Source organism: Leptolyngbya sp. AN02str (assembly GCF_050565595.1).
In the GTDB taxonomy this organism is placed as follows: domain Bacteria; phylum Cyanobacteriota; class Cyanobacteriia; order Elainellales; family Elainellaceae; genus Kaiparowitsia.
In genome coordinates, this window is record NZ_JBNXVR010000043.1 from 22996 (window position 1) to 44260 (window position 21265).

At 51.2% G+C, this 21265-nt stretch carries 13 protein-coding genes; 8 read left to right on the forward strand and 5 right to left on the reverse strand.

The genetic code is table 11. The features are described from left to right. Window positions 1-291: 291 nt before the first annotated feature. Both ACQ4M4_RS23455 and ACQ4M4_RS23460 read right to left on the reverse strand, forming a co-directional pair. Window positions 292-1419, reverse strand: coding sequence for an aldo/keto reductase (locus ACQ4M4_RS23455; protein ID WP_430686900.1), 1128 nt, complete (start codon window positions 1417-1419; stop codon window positions 292-294). A 95-nt stretch (window positions 1420-1514) separates the two neighbouring features. Further along, window positions 1515-2018 carry a bifunctional nuclease family protein gene (locus ACQ4M4_RS23460; protein ID WP_430686901.1) on the reverse strand — a complete coding sequence of 168 codons (504 nt, stop codon included), beginning with the start codon at window positions 2016-2018 and terminating at the stop codon, window positions 1515-1517. A gap of 576 nt (window positions 2019-2594) precedes the next feature. Between ACQ4M4_RS23460 and ribE the strand changes: the two genes are divergently transcribed. Next, window positions 2595-3296, forward strand: a complete 702-nt coding sequence (gene ribE / locus ACQ4M4_RS23465) for a riboflavin synthase (RefSeq protein WP_430686902.1) — start codon at window positions 2595-2597, stop codon at window positions 3294-3296. Window positions 3297-3491: 195 nt separating this feature from the next. Here the strand turns inward: ribE and ACQ4M4_RS23470 are convergent, their stop codons facing one another. Together ACQ4M4_RS23470 and ACQ4M4_RS23475 are read right to left on the reverse strand one after the other, a co-directional pair. Beyond that, window positions 3492-5051, reverse strand: a complete 1560-nt coding sequence (locus ACQ4M4_RS23470) for a peptidoglycan DD-metalloendopeptidase family protein (RefSeq protein ID WP_430686903.1) — start codon at window positions 5049-5051, stop codon at window positions 3492-3494. Between the two features lie 346 nt (window positions 5052-5397). Beyond that, entirely contained in the window at window positions 5398-6216 is an 819-nt protein-coding gene (locus ACQ4M4_RS23475; protein ID WP_430686904.1) for a biotin--[acetyl-CoA-carboxylase] ligase, read from the reverse strand. A 252-nt stretch (window positions 6217-6468) separates the two neighbouring features. Here ACQ4M4_RS23475 and pgeF point away from each other — a divergent pair, with 252 nt between their 5' ends. The 5 genes from pgeF to ACQ4M4_RS23500 all read left to right on the forward strand — a co-directional run bounded on the left by pgeF (window position 6469) and on the right by ACQ4M4_RS23500 (window position 15513). After that, window positions 6469-7305, forward strand: coding sequence for a peptidoglycan editing factor PgeF (pgeF, locus tag ACQ4M4_RS23480; protein ID WP_430686905.1), 837 nt, complete (start codon window positions 6469-6471; stop codon window positions 7303-7305). A 197-nt stretch (window positions 7306-7502) separates the two neighbouring features. Then, complete coding sequence (locus ACQ4M4_RS23485) at window positions 7503-11603, forward strand: PAS domain S-box protein (protein ID WP_430686906.1); 4101 nt, start codon at window positions 7503-7505, stop codon at window positions 11601-11603. Between the two features lie 574 nt (window positions 11604-12177). After that, window positions 12178-12633 (forward strand): response regulator, encoded by a 456-nt coding sequence (locus tag ACQ4M4_RS23490; protein ID WP_430686907.1) that lies wholly within the window; start codon window positions 12178-12180, stop codon window positions 12631-12633. Between the two features lie 378 nt (window positions 12634-13011). Then, entirely contained in the window at window positions 13012-15231 is a 2220-nt protein-coding gene (locus ACQ4M4_RS23495) for a GAF domain-containing protein (protein WP_430686908.1), read from the forward strand. A 45-nt stretch (window positions 15232-15276) separates the two neighbouring features. After that, window positions 15277-15513 (forward strand): hypothetical protein, encoded by a 237-nt coding sequence (locus tag ACQ4M4_RS23500; RefSeq protein ID WP_430686909.1) that lies wholly within the window; start codon window positions 15277-15279, stop codon window positions 15511-15513. 162 nt (window positions 15514-15675) lie between these two features. Here ACQ4M4_RS23500 and ACQ4M4_RS23505 read toward each other — a convergent pair whose 3' ends face one another. Next, window positions 15676-19056 carry a phycobilisome rod-core linker polypeptide gene (locus tag ACQ4M4_RS23505; protein WP_430686910.1) on the reverse strand — a complete coding sequence of 1127 codons (3381 nt, stop codon included), beginning with the start codon at window positions 19054-19056 and terminating at the stop codon, window positions 15676-15678. 531 nt (window positions 19057-19587) lie between these two features. On the opposite strand from ACQ4M4_RS23505, the gene ACQ4M4_RS23510 reads away from it, so the two are divergent. Both ACQ4M4_RS23510 and ACQ4M4_RS23515 read left to right on the forward strand, forming a co-directional pair. Then, entirely contained in the window at window positions 19588-20130 is a 543-nt protein-coding gene (locus ACQ4M4_RS23510; protein WP_430686911.1) for a hypothetical protein, read from the forward strand. Window positions 20131-20132: 2 nt separating this feature from the next. Further along, window positions 20133-20699 carry a hypothetical protein gene (locus tag ACQ4M4_RS23515; RefSeq protein WP_430686912.1) on the forward strand — a complete coding sequence of 189 codons (567 nt, stop codon included), beginning with the start codon at window positions 20133-20135 and terminating at the stop codon, window positions 20697-20699. Window positions 20700-21265: the final 566 nt, after the last annotated feature.

The window sequence follows — 21265 nt, forward strand, 5'->3', positions numbered from 1 at the left end:
CTCGCAGCGCGATGTTCTAATGTTAAGAGCGGATAGGCTCGTTTCTTTTTCATAGGTTAGCATCCCCCCCCTGGGCAGTGTCGTAAGATAGAAAACTTATCAGGACTTTATATCTTGAGGTATACGGGGCACCTGACAAAGCTTAAATTTTTTCTGAATTTGGCCTTCCCAAGATTGATGTTTTTTTAGCTCCATCAGGGTCTGCGCAGTTGAATGATGTTTGAAGCGCTTAGCGCTTCAAACATCACTGAATCCTCTGGTTTTTCGGATGAATTAGCGTAGGTCATAATCTCAACCCCAGAGGCGACGGCGAGCGGGGCCACTGAGCCGATGGTGAGTATCGCGCAAGAGGGTTGGAATATTGAGCCCTTCGGGGCAGCGCGGCAAACAGTCGCCACAGTCGGTGCAGCGATCGCCCCGGTTGCCAGGAAACCAATGGCCTGCATTCTCAAACATGCCATATCGGTACTTGCCATAGGTCGTCATGTCGTAGGCGATCGCCAAGTTCCGAAGGCGTAGCACCTCAGGGATATTAATCTCCACGGGGCAGGGCAAACATTTAAAGCACTGGCTGCACTGTTCCGTACCCAATACCGTTTGGCAATGTTGAGTGAGCTTGGCAAAAACGGCTTGCTCTTGCTGAGTTAACGGATTGCCCGAGTGCATGACTGGTTGCACAGGCTCTAGTTCCGCTGCGACGGCTGGGCCAATGCTGAGCGTGTGGATGCGAGGATCGCTCAGCAAAAAACGATAGGTGAGCGTCAGCGGATCGAACGGGGCACACAGCTGCTGCAAGCGCTCTGGCGGCGTGTACAGCATTCCGCCCTTATCAGCAGGGGAGATGATGAACACGCCCATATCGTGCTGGTGGGCTAGGTCTATTGCGGCGGCATTTCGCTGTTGAAAATAGTAGTAATGCAGATTGATAAAGGAAAATTGCTGTGTGGCGATCGCCTCCAAAATCACCTCTAGCGGCGCATGGGTAGAAAAGCCGACATGACGCACCTTGCCCTGAGCGATCGCCTGCTGTACTGCCGCCATACAGCCATTGGGGGCGGCAACCCAGCTCAAATGCTCCTTGGTATTGATCCCATGAATTGCAAAGCAATCCACATAATCCAACCCTAACCGTGCCAAAGATTCATCAATGGCTTGGGTAATGGCAGCGGGGTTGGGCGTGGGCGAAATTTTGGTCGTGATGCAAACTTGATCGCGGGGAACCGAGAGCGATCGCAGCGCGGCTCCTAAAAAAACTTCACTTTGGCCGTAGCCTCTGGCCGTTTCAAAGTGGTTGATGCCAAGCGATAGAGCCCGTTCCACAACGGCGATCGCGGCCTCTTGGGAGGCAAGGCACCGCATGGTTCCTAACGAAAATACCGACAAAGATAGATTGGTTTTGCCAAAGCGACGCGTCAACATACATACGTGGGAGTGTGTCTTCAAGGATATCCATGAGCCTGTCAGGCTACGATGCTCTATCCCAGAAGACAACCCCCAAAGTTTTGATGTTGGGCTTAGCTCTCGCTGCTTTTGGATTTGCCTTTTTGGGTAAAGTCCGACGGGCGCAAATCATTCAGAAAATCGCGAAATGCTTGGCGTTCGGCCTCATCCGCATCGCGATCGACGGGCACCGATGCGTCGGCAATGACCTCTTCCATCACCCAAATGGGGCTGCGAGTCCGCAGGGCAATGGCGATCGCATCGCTGGGGCGAGCATCGATTTCTTTGCGAGTTTCACCTTGGCGCACCGTCAAAATAGCGTAAAAAGTGCTGTCTTGAAGGGAATGAATGACAACCCGCTCCAGTGCCAGCTCCATTTCATCGAAAATATTGACGATCAAGTCGTGAGTGAGAGGGCGAGGTGGAGTTTGCCCTTCCAGCGCGCTAATAATCGCCCGAGCTTGATCTTGGCCGATATAGATGGGTAGCTGCCGACGTTCGGTGGAATCTCGCAACAGCACAATGGGGCTGCGGGTTGCTGCCTCTAGGGCAATTCCGGCGACCTTCATCTCAATCATTGCTTAGCCTCTAGAATCCAATGAGCGAACAGACATGGAACCCAATTGGTTAGTTGTAGTGTAATAGGAATGACCAGCAATTACGGATACAGCGTAACAATTGTCTCTAAGAACGAGGGCTTTCTTAGTGTTCTTACATACACACGGGCACGGACTCAGGATGTAACACAAAACCAAGTTCACATATCCTAGCGTTTGCCGTTTGGAAGTGCGATCGGTTTAAGTACCTATGTACTGCTTTCCGGGTTTTCTATCTCTATCCTTGAGAGGGGTGAGTGCCTGAGCCGTCCTAATATTTTTCTTTTGAAACAGCGCTTTTGAAAGAGCGCTAAGGGGTCTCAGGCTTGAACTCCAGTATGCCCTGTTCTCGACAGGATGCACCCGAAAAAATCTGAAAGTTTGACTAAGACTTGTCAAAACTTGCTAAGCCTATTTGAATGCTGTGGCCTGGAGCGATCGCTGTATTTCCAGGATAGGCGGTGTTCTCAATCTTGTGGTTGTCGTTTCTAGGGTTTGGGTCGATTTTGTAGACCCCCGGTTGATTACAATCAAATCATCCTCCTCAACAGTTGACTTGTGTTTACAGGCTTAATTCAAACAACAGGGACGTTGCAGCGCATCAGTGGCCATGAGCTTTTGGTGCAGTGCGATCGCTGGGCAGAGCGCATTCTCACCGGGTTGGAATTGGGCGATAGTGTGTCGGTCGATGGGGTATGCCTCACGGTGGTTCAAATCCGCAGCAACGGGTTTGTAGCCGATGCCTCCCCCGAAACCTTGGAGCGCTCAACTTTGGGTCGCAGCATGGTTGGCAACCGACCCGTCAATTTAGAACCCTCGCTTCGGGTGGGTAGCAAGCTGGGAGGCCATTTTGTCACGGGCCATGTCGATGGTTTGGGCTATTTGGAGTCAGCCGTGGCGGATGCCACCTCTTGGCAAATGCGGTTTCGGGTTGCCGATTCCAAAGTATCGCGGTACATCGTGTCGAAGGGCAGTATCGCGATTAATGGCATTAGCCTGACGGTGGCCGACTGCAATGCTTCGGGCAGTGAGTTTATGGTGGCGGTGATTCCCCTCACCTATGCCGAAACAAATTTGAGCTTGCTCCAGCCTGGAGATGCGGTGAATTTGGAAGGGGATGTGTTGGGCAAATACGTGGAGAAGTTTTTGCGGTTGGGCGATCGCCCCCATAGCGATTCGGTAGCACAGTTAGAAGACCTGCTCGTACCCGGCGGCATGGCGGTCTCGTCGGACTTTTTGGCTGAGCATGGCTACCTTTAGCGCTGACTCATCAAGGCCAACTGCTAGAAGGCAGCAGAGCGATCGCTCTGCTGCCTTCTGGTTTTGGATGAGTTGATTTGCAAGCCTCTTGCACGAAAGCCGTTTTCGGCATGAAATGTTGCGCGGCGTATCTGCGCAACATTTCATGCCGGAGGTTCACTGTTCGCCAACGGTTAATTGGCAGTTAATTGGCAGTTAATTGGCAATAGATGCCTGTACCCGCACCTCAGGTAGGTCGTCCACTGGCGGAGCTTGAGGCAGGTCACTGGCCTGTGGAGCCTGTTGAATGGCTGGTGCTGTGGCGGGCTGGGCGGTTTCCTTGGCGGTTGCTGGTGCCGCAATGGTTCCTGGAGCGGCGATCGCCACCTCAGGCAACACACCACCAGCCAGCTTGCCAAAGTCTTGTAGTTGACTAATCGCCAGCGTGGGCAACACTTTTGCCTCGACATCAAAATTGGGACTGAACTGAGGCGCAGGCAGTTGAGCCAATCGGAAGCCACTGACAAACTGAGCCAGGGCCGTTTGCAAAGCCAAGCCTGCATCCAGCGCAACCCAACCTTCCGAGGTCAGCTCACGAAACTCGAAGTGCAGGTGCGGTCCGGTTGAATTTCCAGTGCTGCCAACTCGACCAATTACGTCGCCTTGATTCACCTCTTCGCCTGGTCGGACAAAGATTTCCGACATGTGAGCATACAAACTTTGCTCTCGCCCATTGCTGTGGTTGAGCACCACGGTTAAGCCGTAGCCACCCATAAAGCCAGCGACATCTACTTTGCCAGATTTAGCCGCTACGATGGGAGTGCCCGTTGGTGCAGCCAGGTCTGTTCCCGTATGGAAGCGGCGATCGCCCGAAATTGGGTGCACTCGCCAGCCAAACACCGAAGTAATGGCCGCTGGAATGGAGAGGGGATATAGCAGTGTGACGTTTCCGTTGCCGGACACGGCTAAAGGCCGTAGGGTGCGATTGTAAAACGATTGAAGCGAGAGGGGATTGGACACACCTGCCGATCCAGAACCACCTGCCCCGCGAGTGGCGATCGCTTGTGGGGTCGCTTGGCCAGCTGCTCCGGGGACATCGCCATTTTGCTGCTGGGCCATCCGGCTTTGTACGGCGCGGCAAATACTAGCCGGAACTCCCTGACCAGGCTGCATGGCCTCTTCGCATCCGGTCGATCGTTCTGAGAACAGCACGGTAGGCTGGTTGCCCTCGGTTGCTCCGACACTGTAATCGGTGGTGTCAATGTAGAGTTCGCTAAAGTCGGTGAGGGCGCGATCGCCTCGGTTGCCATTAGGAGAAATCACCGGAACCTCAGTCACTTGCGGTACCTGAGGAGCCGTGGGCGATCGCTCCGGTGCTGGCTGAGCCACAGTGGGGGTTTCATTAGTCGATTCTTGGGCTGCTGCAGGAGCTTGGGGCGCAGGTTGGGAGCGAACCACCGGCTCGGCCTGCGGTTCTGCGGCTCGCTGGGGTGCTGGTTCGGCAACAGGTTGGGGTGCTGGCTCTGCTGCCCGCTCAACCGGAGCCGGGGCAGGTTCAGGCTTGGGCGGCGTGTAGGCTGGTGCGGGCGGTACCGCCGGAGTGAGCAAATCTTGAGCGCTGGGAACGGCAGGTGCATCCCCTTCTGGAGAAGCCAGCGCAATGGATAGGCCGTTGATGAGGGTGCTGGTTCCTGCGAATAGAGTTAGCAACAGAACTGCAGACCATTGACTAGAGCCAGAGTGTGAGTTACGAGCTTTGCTAGGTTTCTGAGTCATCACCGTTCGTTCGCGTCACTAAATATAAAAGACACCGTTGGCAGCCTGTGTGAAATCACGGTCATGGCTCCACTGCTTCAAGGAATTGTACTGGATTCTTTACAGAATCAGAGTGAAAAGTGACGTTCTTTACCACGATTTCACCCACCTGGGGGATAGTTTATAAAGTTCACGTTGAGAAGCTGAGTGTTGCGTTTTTTCGTTAGTTCACAAAAAACAGCTTGCCAACCAAGAACACCGATCTCCCCAAAACTGCACGTTCCTCGCTGATCATAGTCGCTTCTGTCCTAGGTTATGTTCCGCAGAAATGCGATAAATCTGGAGTGGCGGCTGGGGAGCTATCGATTTAGGCATAACCGAGCTGAATTTCTCCTGGTGGAATCTGGATTTCTTGACCGGAGGAGCGTTTCACTCTTAAGCCTCCGGTTTCGGTAATGCCTACAATGGTGCAGACTCCATGTGCTACCTCTACGGGGTGTCCCATGTTGTAGAGCAGGGCTTCGTATTGGGGAATGAGCGCTGCAATGCCAGCCGCCCGCCAATAGGTATAGCCGCCCACGATGCCTCGAATGACGATCGCTGCTACGGCTTCCAGGGAGGCGATCGCCCAAGGCGACTCTGGAGGAACTTGAGGCAGTGCCGAGCGTAGGGTAATGCCGGGATCAGGCACGGGGTTGCACCAGTTGAGCCCGACCCCAATGACCGCATGGGCCACCTGCCCCTGTCGAATGCGAGTTTCGGCCAAAATGCCGCCCAGCTTGCGACCGTGAATCACCAAATCATTGAGCCATTTGATCTGTACGGGAACGCCGTAGCGATGCAGCACCGTAGCAATGCCCCATGCACTCATGAGGGTGAGCTGCATGGCTTCGGTTGCTGCGATGTGGGGGGCGATCGCCATGGATAGGTAGAGTCCGCCGGGTGCCGATTGCCATTGCCGTCCCCGCTGCCCCTTGCCTGCCGTTTGCTGAAGGGCGATCGCTACGGTGCCTTCGGGTGCGCCTTCCTCTATCTGTTGCCAGACCAAAGCATTGGTGGATGGCACCACGTCGTAAATCTGGATTGGCGCATTTGGCAAGGGCTGGCAAAACCAGGGAGCATCTTCAAAGGGGAAATCTTGGAAATGCTGCAAATGCTGAGTTAGCTGAGTGAGATCAAATGTCATTCACACCCTCTATCATTCACACCCTCAAATTGAGCCAGGACTTACGCAAGCCCACTAAATCTGGTGTGTTGATGTTGTGGGTAGAGTGCTTCGTACCCTACCCACAACATCAATGTATGAGTCCAGTGAGCAAAACGGTGGCGCGGTTGCACTGCCGATGTGCTTCCAATGCAAGAAGTGCTGTAGCCACCTTTCGCATCGGAAACGATAAAGCTAAGATCCACGTGGCACGCTTACCCGTTTGGTGTACTTATGAGTCTTCACCCTACCTGGCAATGGCAATCTTGGGAAGAATTGCCGTATTTGACATGCAGCTTGTTGCAGGAGTTTCCCCACGGTTTTTTTACGCAGCAGTGTTCGCCGCGCTTGCCCGAAGACTTGACCCATGCGCTGCATCCTGAGGCGGCCGTATATCGAGTAAAGCAAGTGCATGGTAACCGAGTTCTTAGCCCCGATGAGATTGAGGGCCATGCGGCGATCGCAAAACCCGATGAAAGTCTGCCCTCGGCAGATGGGGTGGTGGTACATCAGCCCGCCCAGGCCGCGTGGGTGTGCTCGGCAGATTGTGTACCTGCGCTCATTGCCGATGTGAGAACGGGGCAAGTGGCTGCGGTGCATGCCGGTTGGCGAGGGACTGCGGCCAAGATTGTGCCAGAGGCGATCGCCCGATTACAGCAATCCGGCAGTTGCCTGTCTGATTTGCGGGTGGCATTGGGGCCAGCGATCGCTGGAGAAGTGTATCAGGTCTCTACCACGGTGGCGGCTGAAGTCGGGGCTAGTGTGGTTAAGAGCGTGGCAACCTCAGCGGGCAATGGTTTGCGCGATCGCCCAGAGCTAGATGTAGCGGCTATTTTAAACGAGTTGCGACAGTTTCCTCAGCCTCCCATTTTGCCCGACGAGCAGCCCGGTCGTGTACGGCTGGATGTGCGGCAAATTAATCTTCTGCAATTGATGCGGTTGGGGTTTACCGAGGCTCAAGTGGCGATCGCCCCCTATTGCACCTATCAAACCCCTGAGCACTTCTATTCTTACCGTCGCAATCCCCAAAAAAAGGTGCAATGGTCTGGAATTGTTAGCCTTGCGGCTTAGTCCGTTGCTGCGTAGGTTTCCGGGATGATTGGTCGTCGCTAAAGCTTAGGTGCAGGCCCTGAGCACCAGCAAGGGCGAACAACCGTGGGATATTGACACCGTGGGACATTGGCGAGGTTAAAGATTTGCCTCCCAGCTGGCCGAAGAATTGGTGGATGATTTAGCCTTGAGCGATAGCTCCTTCTCACCTGGGCCACATGAACGATTTGGCATCTCTTCCTGCCGTTGTCATTCTCAGTTGGAGTGCTGCCCTGCGGCAGGCAAGTGCTGTGGCCCACACTCCAGAAGCCATAATGCGGCATGTAGCCCATTACCTATTTGAGCAGCTGAGTGGCGAATTAGGGCCTGCGGCTGATGGTCGAGCGAATCATCGAGCGAATCATCGAGCGAATCGACAAGCTGACTGTCGATCCGTAGAGGGATGGGTGCTACGGCCAACAATGACGGATGGTGAAGCGCTTCGGGATCATCCGCCAACCTGGAGTTTAGCGTCTATTGCTTGGGTCGGAGACGAAACTAATGCGGCCTCTCTGTTTCCTCAACCTGGGCCAAATCATGCGATCGCTCTGGGATCACTATCTCCAGCGTGCCATGCAAGGTTGGGGGAGCTGGTTCGAGGATTCGGTCTGGAAACGGATAGGGACGGCTGTCCGCGACTGGGGGCTGAACCTGTTGCACCCTGCGATGTTGTTGTGCTGCGGCGATCGCCCCATCAGCCATGCGTTGTTGGGATTGGTTGCCTTGTGCCATCGGGTGAGCTGTGGTTTTTGCTGCTGTACTGCCAAACAGAGGTTTTGCCTCAGCAGGCCACCCGGCTAAAACCGTGGGGACTCAGCCTCAACGTCGCGCTACAACAGTGCCAAACTCCTGCAACCGTCGATCCTCAACTGCTGAGTCAGCTGCTGCATGCCTATGAATGGCTGGCAACTCAGGCTTCACAGGTTCCAATTGGGCAAAAAACTACCGAATTGGGCTTGGCTGAATCGACCCCAACGGAGCGGGCGATCGCCCCGCCTGAAAGTGGTTCAGCCAAAGTGCAGTCCTACCTGCCGATTTCCTCACCTACCTCTTCCAAGCCTGTTGAAGACACCATCCCCGACCGTACCGGGGCTCAGCTATTTGAGCAAATTTTTAATCAAGCCGCCGTGGGCATTTTGCAGTCTTCGTTAACAGGACTGTATATCAGAACCAATCAGCGCTTTGTGGATATGGTGCAGTACACCGCAGATGAGCTACAGCATATCCACTATGCCTCCATTACCCATCCCGACGACGTGGATACAGATTTAGCTGCTAGCCAAGAGGTGGCAAACGGCATCAGATCTCACTTCTCTTTGGAAAAGCGCTATATCCGCAAAGATGGTTCCTTCATCTGGGTTCATTTAACCCTATCGCTCTTGCGAGATGAGGAGGGGCAACCGGAGTCGGTGATTGGGGTCGTGCAGGATATTCATGATCGCAAAATGGCCGAAGCCGCACTGCTGCGAAATGAAGCTCGTTTGCGCATCTTATTTGAGAACATTCCTGTGCTGGTGAATGCTAAGGATGACGCTGGCAACATTATTGTTTGGAATCAAGAGTGTGAGCGGACAACGGGGTATGCGGCGGAAGAAGTGGTAGGCAAGCCGGATATCTGGGCCAAGCTGTATCCCAATGCAGATTACTTAGCGCAGCAGATGGCTCTGTGGCAACAGCGGGGAAATATGTACCGCAACTGGGAATGGGATCTGGTTGGTAAAGATGGTCGTGTGAAAACGATCTCTTGGTCGAGCGTGAGTGATGTGTGGCCCATTCCCGGTTGGGCGGCTTGGGGCATTGGGGTAGATGTGAGCGATCGCAAACAGGGTGAGCAGTTGCTGCGGTTGCGCACTCAGCAGCAGCGCATTGTTGCTCAACTCAGTCAACAGGCTTTGGCTGGAGCTGCCCTGCAAGAGCTGATGCAGGCGGCTGCCCAGTTTGTTGCTCAGGGGCTACAGGTGGAGTACTGCAAAATTTTGGAGCTGTGTGATGAACATACGCTTGTGTTTCGGGCGGTGCAGGGTTGGCCGTGGCAAGAGTTGGTCGGGACCCACATGCCCATTAGCCAGGAATCGCTGTCTGGCTATGTGTTGCTCCACAATGGCCAACGTTCGGCTAGGGAAAAGGCGGAACATGGTGCGCTTGCGCCTATCGTGCTGGAGGATCTCCAGCGCGATCACCCATTTTTAGGGTCTCGTTTGTTTCAAGATTACGGCATTGTCAGCGGCATCAGCATTGCGATTTCGGGGCGCGATCGCCCAGTTGGGGTAATTACAGCCTGTTCTCCCCAGCCCAAAAACTTCGCTGATGAAGATCAAGATTTTTTGCAGGCGATCGCAAATATTTTGGCGACGGCGGTACATCGACAGCAGCGCGATCGGGAACTCGAAAATCAAGCAGAAATTCTACAGGCCATTATCGATCATGTTCCGGTCATGCTGCTGTTTATCTCTAGCACTGGTAAGGTTGAGCTCATCAATGCTGCGCTAGAACAAACCTTAGGATGGACCAAGGAAGAATATATCCATAACGATATTCTTTATTATTGCTACCCAAATCTACAGGAATATGAACGCAGTCTTGCATGGGTTAGTGAATCAACAGGCCAATGGATGGATTTCAAAACGGTAACGCGCGATCGCCGAGTGTTAGATACATCCTGGGCCAATATTCGTTTGGCCGATGGAAGTGTGATTGGAATTGGGCAAGACATTACAGCCCGCAAACAGGTAGAAGAACAGCTACGACGCAACCAAGCACAGCTTTCTGAAGCTCTTAGCATGGCCCAGCTAGGCTACTGGGAATACTATCCTGAATCTCAAACCGTGTGTTTGAGCGTTCAGTTTCAAACGCTTTTGGGAATCAACCCAAGCTCGGTTGAGCCTCTCATTCTCTCCTTTTCAGAGTTTTTGCATCAATGCATTCACCCATTGGATAGGGCTTTGTTTGTGGTGAAAATTGGTGCCGCCCTTCAGCAGCCCAATGTTGGCAGTTTTGATGAGTTTGAACACCGTGCCCTGCATGTTGATGACTACGAACTTGATGTTTTGGTGCGGCTGCGCTGGCTGCATGATGATGCCACCAAACTTAAGCTCTACGGCACCATGCAAAATATTAGCGATCGCAAGCTGGCTGAACGCGAAATTCGACGGTTGAATACTCAGCTTGAATTATTGGTTGAACAACGTACCGCCGAGCTAACTACCTTTTTTAATGCGCTGCCCGATTACATCATGGTTGTTGAGCGCGATACCATGACGATTCCATTTTGTAATGATTTGATGGCCCGGGCTGTTGGTGCCCAAAGCCGCAAAGAGCTGGAAGGTAAGACGATTCGTGACTGGTTTTCATCAGAAGAGCTGGCCCATATTCTGGAGCAAAACCGCCACGTCTTTGAAACTGGGGAGACGCTTCATCTGCAAGAGGCCGTCGATCTTCCCGAAGGCAAAGGCCATCTCGACACGTACAAAATTCCGCTCAAGCGTCCAAATGGTCAGGTCTACGCCTTGATCGCATCCTCTCGAAATATTACCGAATTGGTCGAGGCCCGTCGCACGCTGACTGAGCGCACCATTCAGCTAGAGGCAATTAACCACGAGTTGGAATCTTTTTCCTACTCGGTTTCTCACGATTTGCGTGCTCCGCTTCGCCACATTAACGGGTTTGTGATGGCATTGCGCGGCCAACTGGCAACAACTGATGCGATCGCCAATCCCAAAGTGCTTCACTATCTCAATATTATTGAGCAAAGCAGTCACAAAATGGGACAGTTAATTGATGGGTTGCTGACCCTATCGCGGATTGGTCGCCGTCGTATGGGCTACCAACCTGTGGCTCTCAATCCCCTGGTGACCCGAGCGATCGCGCTCAGCAATCGACATGCGCCCGATACAGCTGAAACGACGATTGATGAGCCAATATTCATCGTGGCACCTTTACCCACCGTTTTGGGTGATGAAGATCTGCTGCAACAGGTGTTTACCAACCTACTCAGCAATGCTGTCAAATTTAGTCGTGGGGCGATGCCTCCCTGCATTGAAGTAGGAAGCTTAGACGACAACACAATTTTTGTGCGGGACAATGGCGTAGGCTTTTCCATGGAGTACGCCGATGAAATTTTTGGCGCGTTTCAACGTTTGCACTCCCAGCAGGGATTTGAAGGGAATGGCATTGGGCTGGCGATCGTACAGCGAATTGTTCATCGGCATGGGGGCCATATTTGGGTTGAAAGTGAACCCCAAAAAGGGACTTGCTTTTACCTAAGACTCACCGTAATCTAATGTTTTCCATGGCACGCTCTTCTGCAAAAGGAGGGACAAAAAATCAAAGATTTAGGCCAAGCCAAAATTTTTCAAACGAAAGATGATTTTAATCAGGTGATTTCATACACCTAAATGAGTGTTTGATAAGTAACTATTTTTTGGTTTTTACGAGTTATTGCGAGTCGTGCGATTTCGCGAATGATATTCCATTAACGTTATTCTTAATGAATCACCTGATGACTCTATTGCATTTAAAAAGACAGGTAAATTGGTGCTTGGCCTTTTTCGCCTAGTCAAAGTCCATTGATTTGACAGGTTTCGATGGTTTACCTGGCTGGTGGAATGTGAGAGATGCAGCGATCGCAGCGATCGCCCCAGTATCGATCTAAACCAGGAGAGCGTAGGATAAATCTCTACAAGAGGCGATACATCATTTTCAATTGCTAAATTAACGCTTCAAAGGGCACATCGTGGCGCATTGTTGGCTTAATCAGTGAGCGCAAACCTGTCAGTTATTCTGTAGATAGATTCGGTGGGTGATATTTTTATTGCTGGATTCTAAAGTTATTCATAAGCTGTCAACCTAACTGATATGAGTTGTTTAGATATAGAACCTGCTCGTATTTTATTAGTAGAAGATGATCCAAACGATGTTGAGCTAATACGCCTTGCTTTTAGTGATAGCAACCTGATTGAACAGTTAGATGTTGCATATGATGGCGAGCAAGCTCTACAGTACTTGTTGGGCCGCGAAGGACAGTCGCCTCAGTCACCGTTGCCCCGACTGCTCCTTCTCGACTTAAAGTTGCCAAAGATCAATGGCATTCGAGTGTTGCAAACGCTGCGAACACACCCGCGCACTCAAAACATGGTTGTGGTGGTGATGACATCTTCTCAAGAAGATCGAGATTTGAATGCTTGCTATGAATTAGGAGTGAATAGCTATATCGTTAAACCATTAGATTTTCAGCAGTTCACTGAAGTTGCAAGCCAGGTTGGTCTGTACTGGATGCTGCTAAATCGGCCTCCTCTGCCAATTCGCTCATAGCTTGGTTGACTTAGCGTGTGGACTTGCTTTTCCCAACCAAAACCCAACGATTTATTTAATTAACTAGGCCGCCATTATCAAACACAAAATCCCAAAGCTCTGTGCCGCCTGCACAGCGGGCGGCACAGAGCTTTGGGGTCTGGGTTTTCATGGTGTCGAGGTCCTTACGATGTCGTAAGATAACCTGTGATTTCTCCTTGCAAATCTACGGATCTTTTATCTGAAGGGTCGGACTATCCTGTAGGTTGTTATGATGGTTTATCCAGGCTTTATACCTGTTTGGACGATTTGTGCAATTCTATCGTTGTCCAACCTTGAGCTATGGTTTTGTCGCGCCCACGGTCAGAAAATACTAGCCACCTCACGCAACAGCCAACGATGTCACCGCTTCGTCTTCTGTTTGTAGAAGATTCTTTGTTGGATGTAGAGCTGATGAGCATGGCGCTTGAAGCTGCTCAGATTGACTTTGAATTTGATGTGGTTGACCGCATTGAGGTCTGCCGTGAGTATTTGGCATCTCGCTCGTATGATGCGGTGCTGAGCGATTATCGGCTACAGGGCTTTACTGCTTACCAAACGCTCAAGCTGTTGAGAGAGGCTCGACAAGAAATTCCGCTCATTTTGGTGACGGGTAATTTAGAAGATGATGCGGCGGTTGAGTGCATTAAGGCTGGTATGACAGACTATGTCATGAAAGATCGCCTGTTTCGGTTGCCGATGGTGCTGCGGCGATCGCTCGATGAATTTTCGCTGCGACGGCAGCAGCAAGCCATTAGCCGTCGGTTGCAGCAGCAACTTAAGCGTGAGGCTTTGGTGAATCAAATTGTGCGGGCGATGCGGGAGACATTGCAGCTAGATGAGGTGATGCAAACTACGGCTGATATGTTGCATGAGGCCCTCCAGGTTGAGCGTTGCTGCTTGTTTACCCTAGAGCCACAATCGGGAGTTTATGTTCGCCAAGTTAGCCAGGAGTCAAGAGATCGCGACGTGCTCCATCATAGGGTTGTGCAATGTCCCATCTTTGAACACTACTATGAACAGATGAGGGCAGGGCAACCGGTCGTCATTATGGATGTGAATGCAAATCACTCTGAAGTGTTGCCCCGCGTGGCTTACTCCTACGCTGCTACAAACAATATTCGTGCGTTTGCGATGTTTCCGCTGTTGCATCAAGGTAATTTGCTGGGCGGCATTATTGTTCACCAATGCGATCGCCCGCGTATGTGGACGGATGATGATTGCGATTTGGCATCTGCGGTGGCTGATCAATGTGCGATTGCGGTTCACCAAGCTCGACTGTTTGAACAGGTGCAGCGCCATGCTCAGCACGAACAATTGCTGAACCACATTAGCCAGTCCATCAACTCCAGCCTCGATCCAACCTTTATCTTGCAAGAGATTGTACGGCTGACTGGCGAAACCTTCCAGGTTGATCGGGTCATCATTTACAACACCCATGCTGATTCAATTCAAACCAAGTGTGAATGGTTGGCCGATGCCAATGTGCCTTCTATGGCAACGTTTACTGCACCAGCTTGCCACTGGTTTGATGCGGCCGTTTGTCCGGGAGAGATGCCTGTTGATTGGGTGTTGCATGTGCCGCACTACAGTACGCTTCCAGCTAACTCTACTCGCCAAGAGATGATCACTCAGTATTGGTTGCAGTCGGTGTTGGCCGTTCCGATCTTTATGCACGATGTTTTTATGGGCGGTTTGGAATTGCATACGGTTGTGGCTCCCCGCATGTTTACCCCAACCGAGATTCAGCTCCTCCAGCAAATTGCCAACCAAGCGGCGATCGCCTTGTGTAACGCCCAAAGCTATGCCCAACTCGAAGCGCTTGTGCAAAAGCGGACGAAAGAGCTGGTTCACGAAAAATATTTGTCAGAAGCAGCCAACCGGGCCAAAAGCGAGTTTTTGGCCCATATGAGTCACGAGCTTAGAACGCCCCTAACAGGGATTCTTGGATTTACGAATATCCTGACCGATCAATTGGAGAGTGTGCTCAATCCAGAGCAGCAAAAATATATTGAAGCGATCGCCTCCTGCGGACAGCATTTGCTCGATCTTATTAATGACCTGCTCGACTTATCGAAGATAGAAGCCGGACGAGAGGAATTATTTTTAGAACCAGTGGTGGTTCAAGAAGTTTGTGATGCTTGCGTCGGCATGGTACAAGAAACGGCACGTCAGCGCAATTTGCCATTACATTTAGATATTGAACCAGACTTAACCGTATGTGTTGCTGATAAGCGTCGATTAAAGCAAATCCTCTCGAATTTGTTATCCAACGCGGTTAAGTTTACGAATGAAGGATACGTTCGCTTGAGCGTTTGCGCTGTCGGTCGGGCGATTCATTTCATTGTTACTGATACGGGGATTGGCATTGCTCCTGCCGATCAGGAAAAACTGTTTCAAGCATTTTTGCAGCTTGATAGTGGTCTCAGTCGTCGCTATGAGGGGACGGGTTTGGGGCTGGTTCTTGCTCGCAAACTGGCTCAACTCCACGGTGGAGATATTGTGGTTCAGTCGGAGTTGGGCAAAGGCAGCCAATTTACGCTCATCTTGCCTGATACCGAACAGGACTTACGCAGTTGAATGATGAGTTGATGATGTTTGGAGCGCTTATCCCTGGTTTTTTGGATGAAATGCGTAAGCCCCAACCGAAGTTTGGGAATGGTGCTGGCATGGGCATCGGCCACGATTCGATTCCGGGGCTGCTCTAGATCTGTGCACTACAAGCGTGAATCGAAAATTCAGGCAGTCTGTCAGGTTCATGAATGTGGAGACTACCACATGTTGGGGTGGCTATTATTCTGGCGCGATCGCGCCACGTTTCCTGATCCCACGGTGCGAGTTGAAATGTTGCCACCTGGTTAAAAACCGTCAGTTTTGGATAAGCTGAAACACCCATAACCGAAACTGTCGTTAAAAAAACTCCCGAACATTGTCCGGGAGCTTTCTTTGCGGATGACTCGACCAACCTAGAACTAATGGGGTCTATTTCAGGTTGATGGTTGTCTCTGACTCACCTATTTGCACTTATCGATTCGACTCGCCTTGGTTGAGCAAATCGACGTCTGCCAAGCTGCTGTCTACCGAACCATCTGTCGTGGAAGGAAAGCGCTTGTATGGAACCACATCATCTCCAAAGTAGCGAGCATACTCTGCACTGTTGACGAGCGCCGCAACGGCAGCCTTCAAACCGCGATCGCTCAACAGAATCGAGTATTCACGAGTTTCGGCTTGGGTTGCAGGTGCCCGACCCAACAGATGGCGGAACAAGAATTCCACACCTTTCGCTTGGGGATAGTGCGCCAAGAAGCGCTGGCTATAAGCCTCAGACGATGCCAAGCTCTGAACAAACTCACGCACCGAAATTTCCCGGTTCATCAGCTTGTTTTCCAGCTCAACGTAGCGGAACTCTGCGGGCACTTGACCGCTAAAGACTTCCATCACCTGAACGTAGATTGCATCTACCACCATGGCCAAATCATATTGATTGGTGGAAGGGCTCACTCGAAAAATACGAGCAGGCTTACGACGCATACCGCTGAGGTTGGCTTCCATCGCCTCACGCTCTGCTTCAGTAGAGAGCGATCGCCCAGAGTCTACATAAGTATTCTGGCTCGCTGCCATATCAGCGATCGCCTTACCCATCAAGGGCATCTTCGAACCATCGATTTTAGATTTCGTTGGTTCAAAGCTGGGAACCACCAGATCCTTATTCTGCTTGGTCAGCGTATTATAGAGCTTCTGCGTGTTGGGATAGTTCGCCGCAGGCAACGTCAAGTAACGGTTGTAAGGAACCGTATCCTCGCCAAAGGCCTGAGCATACTCTTCCGTGCTCACCATTGCATTGATGAAGCCCTTCAAACCTTGGGTCGCCAAAATTTGGTTGTACTTGCGAATTTCAGCCTGATCCAACGGAGCCCGACCCAAGAAATGCTTTGTGCCCAGCTCAATCACTTTCGTATTGGGGTAAGGCGTGTAGAACTCCTTGGTGTACAGGTTCGACGTACCTAGTGCTTCAATAAACTCCCGCACTGTAATCTCACCATTGCCCAAGCGGCTCTCTAACTTAGAGAACTCATTCTGCACAATGTAAGGTGCCACATCCCGTTCAAAGATTTGACGATAGGCAGCTCCAATCAGGGTGTTCAACGCAGGCTTATCGTAGGTGTTGGTGAGCTTAAAGACCTTGCGCTGTTCGCGCTTCTTGGTCACACCTTGGCTAGAGCGGAACTGAATTCCAGGCTCAGAACGCTCTTCGCTCACTTCGCCCAACTGCACAAACATCGGAGCTTCTTCGTCAGCCTTCACCTTCAAGATGCCCTTGTCGCTAATGCTGCCCACACGGTTGCTCCGCAGTGACAGACCAGCCGGAGTCAGGTAGCGCTCGTACGGAACCGTATCCTCACCAAACACATCGCTATATTCCTGGCTGTTCAACATCGCTTCTACCAGGCCATACAAACCCTTCTTCGAGCAAATGTCGAAGTACTGGTTCATCTCCTGACGGCCATAGGTAGGACGACCCAACAACCGACGGTGGATATATTCCACCGCTTTGGTCACATACAGCGGAGTCCAATACAGCTTACGGAACAGCTCTGACTTCGCCAAGATGCGAACAAACTCACGTACGGTGATTTCGCCGTTCTCCAGCTTAATTTCGGCAACCTTTTGGCGCTGACCTTCGTACACGTCACGACCAAATATTTGGAGGTACGCCGCACGAATCACCGCCTGGGTTGAGCTTTCCGAAAACTTAACGCTAACGCCCTGAGTCCCGGTAGAAACAGAGCCGCGAGGCCCCTTGGCAAAAGTTTTGGTATTGCTCGGAATTTGATCGAGCTTGAATACTTTGGGACCGAGGGAACCAGGAGCAACACCCCGCGCACCGGGATTGCTGAGTTGGTTGTTAATGCCCGGGCCGCGGTTGATCAGAATACGGCGAGTATCTTTGCCAAAGGGCGCAGGTTTGGTGCTGGGGTTTTGAGTCTCTTTTGGAAAGATTGCTCCAAACTGAATTTCCAGCGGATCATTGCCAGAACCATACACGTGCTGATCGGGCAGCGGTTGGTTGTAGCGAGCAAAGGTCGTGATGAACTGAGGAATTTTGCGGAACGGCGCGCTGTATTTAAATAGATCCTGCTGAGGTCCCCAGTTGCGACATTCCTGAGCTTCTTGACCCAAACCACGCAGGTAAGGAACAGTCTCTTCTCCAAAATAGTCGGAATATTCTTTTGAATCGACCAGGGCATCAACCAATGCCGACAAACCACCATTGGACACGATGCTGAAGTACTTCTGCACTTCTTCGCGAGAGCTGGGGCCGCGTCCTAAAACGTGACGGAAGGCTAGCTCTAGCGCGCGGCTGTTGATGTAAGGCTCGAAGAAATTCTTGCGGTACAGCGGAGACTTGGCCAAACGGCGAATGAACTCCTTCATGGAGATTTCGCCATTCTTCACCTTGGATTCCAAGTCAGAAATGCCGAGGGAGTAGGCGCGGGTGATGTCCCGCTCAAACACCTGGCGGTACGCTGCTTTAATAACTTCAATTTTTTCAACGGCCGATAAACCGGGCTTCATGGCGTACTTGGGCCGACGCTCGGAGGCATTGAAATAGATTTGAGGAAGCTGTAGGCCTTGCTGGTCGCTAGAAGGCCGCTGGCGCAGCTTGCTAGATGGGGTGGGCGCGACAAATTCGTTGATCAGAACTTCAAAGTATTGCGCAACAACTAGCGCTGCGTCGGCATCTTGGCGGAACAAGCCCAGGGCTGCAACTCGCATTTCTTGAAGAGCCACAATGGTGGCATCGCCAGAGCAGGCGTTCTCGATAATTTCCCGCAAGCCACGGGTATTGACCGCAATGATATTGGGGTCACCCGCCACAATTGCATAGGTAACGTAGCGCAGGAACCAGCTCAAGTCACGTAGGGACTTTTGCATGTTGCTGGGGCCGTAGCGTGCCACGTTGATGGGGCGAAACCCGGGAGGAGTAGGGCCACCGCTGGGCGTAGCAAATAGAGAGCGAATCCCATCTAGAAAACCGCTGCTGCCACCGGATACATAAGTGGTGGTGCCCAATTTCATGGCTTCGCGGGTGTCGAGCGCGACGCCGCCCATGGTCATGAGGACGGGTTCTTCTTCCCTCGGCTTTTCCAAAAATGCCATTGGAGAACCGCCTACAAAGATGCGGTTGGCAGCACGAGACACAATCAGTTCTGCATTTCGGGTAATTGTGTCGGCAATCTCAAGGCGCTTTAGCCCGGAGCTAAAGAAGCTGGAGAGTTCATTGAGTTCGCCCCGTCCCAAGAAGCGGTCTTGCTGTTCGGCTTGAGAGATGGTTGAAACGGGCAGAGTTTGATATAGGTTTGGCCGTGCGACAGAGCTTCCACCACTTGCCTTTACACTCATCGGATTTCAAAAGCTCCCTTCAATAAACAGTTGCTTTAGGTGATCGCGTCAGAATTTCCTGGTGTGGTTTGCTGAGGCTCGATGCTGTATCGCGAAGAACGGCATACGGCTGAGCGAGTTTACTAAACGACACATCCAGGGTCATCCAGCTTAATTAAATAGATTAGAACGTTTCGGCTTCTCAACACTGCTTTATTAAGAAGTGTATATACGACCTGACGCTGCTTTCCTAGCCAATCATACGAGACGGTGGTAAAAGGCTGAGAGGAGGTATAAGTTTTGTTACTTTCTGAATGAGGTTTAGGAGATTTGTTGCTGCTTTTGGCACGGATCAGGGTTGGATGATAAACGCTTTGTCTTACTTTCTTAAGAGCGATCGCTCTCTAAAAAATATCAGCGAATGGACTGGCTATGGCTGTGTTGAGTCTGAGGTGCATTCCTTTTTGTAATTTCGGGAATCTTGGGTTTGGGGTGAATTATCGGCATTCCATCTGCATCTGAATTTGATGTTTTGAGCATTCGTAAAATTTTATGAGACGACTCGATCGCAATCAATCTCAAGCAAGCTCGGTTCACGTTGGTTTGTACAACCAGGGGCTATTGCGACAGGAGCTAGAATCAACTCGCCAGCAAAATGATCAGCTCTGGCAACAGCTAGAGCAGTCTTCGGCAGAGGCGGAGCGCTTAAAGCAAGATGTTGAGACTAAGTCTGCGATCGCCAAAAAGAAGGATCAAGAAAAACAGGGTATCTTGCAAAAATTATTAGCAGCGATCGCCTCTCGCAACTCTATGCGCGGCAAACTTGGCAACATGACGGCCCAGCGCAATCGCGCTTTACGCCAAGTGCAAACCTTGGTTGCCCAAAATGCTGAAGTGATGCAGCAGCTGAAGCAAACAACAGACAAACTGGGCGATGCTTACCAGCAAATCGAAATCATCCAAAAAGATATGGATGAAGACATGTTGGAATTGGCTCAAGCCTATCGGAATATGGAAATTGAGCAGCGGGCGCTCCTTCCTGCCCCGCTGAAAGTGCTGCTAGATCAAATCGAACAAGACTACATGACCGTCTAGCCATGAAACGTAGAGCCGATCGCAACCGCGAGCTTGAAGCGGTCAAAAACACCTTGTTTGAATCTGGAGTTTCTGTGGTTAAGGCCGCTAAGGCCCATGAGGAAATGTTTATGACCTCGATGCAAATGCTGACAGACGCAATGTCCTTAGACGAGCCTGAATCGCAACTTCAGAGTGCCGACTCTACCCTTTTGCTGCAAGGGGCAGCGCCGTCCAACTCCTTTTATTTTGAATATTTGCAACAGCGCCAAGCTGCAGAACAGGCAATGGATTTTGACGCCTATCTGGAAGCAGAACACAAGCTCAAAGAGCTTGAGGAGCTAGAAATTGGACGGTTAGAGAGAAATGCTCGCAAACTAGAAGCCCAACTTCGGATTGAGCAGGCTCAGCGCCAACTCCAGCACATGCAGCACTCTGAGTCGGAAGTATCAGTATCATCAAGGTCATCCAAGCTCTGGACAGAGGAAACTCTAAAAGCAACCTATAAAACTTTGGGGGGCGTAGCTCAAGCCCTAGATATTTCTGCTAAGAGCTGGAAAGAAGCGGTAAAAAAGGCAAACCTGCTCTGAGCGCACAATTGGTAAGCGCACAATTGGCATCTGAACAAAGCTTTGGTAGTGGTTCACATTTGTGGATGTGAACCACTACCAAAGCTTTCTGCTGTCGTCCTCTTGAATAACGTGAGTATGGATAAGCTGAAGTGCCTATTGTATGCGCAACACGCACGCAATGGCCTTTTCTAAGGTTTGCGCAACGCGCAAACCTTAGAAAAGGTCTGAACCAAAACTGACGTTTGAATACTGCAGGGTCAGCTCTCGTCAGGATACAAATTCTGTGAGAACTGGCCCAAGCTCATGCCAACGGAGGGCTAAAGGCAGAATCTAATATCTCTTGCAAAAATGAATATGACGTAAAGATTAAAGATGCCTGTCAGGTTCAGCAAAATAAGCTAGAACTTCAGCTATGTAGCTTAAGGCGTTTTCTTGTTTAGCCTCTCATCATAGAAGAGAGAAGCTTAATAATTAAGTTGCGCTTCTTGTTCAGTTCTTCTTAGGTTATTCTGCGATCGACTCAGCATGTTGCCATATTTCGTTCGTACCAATCAGGTTCGTACTTTCAAATTTTTTGCAGACGG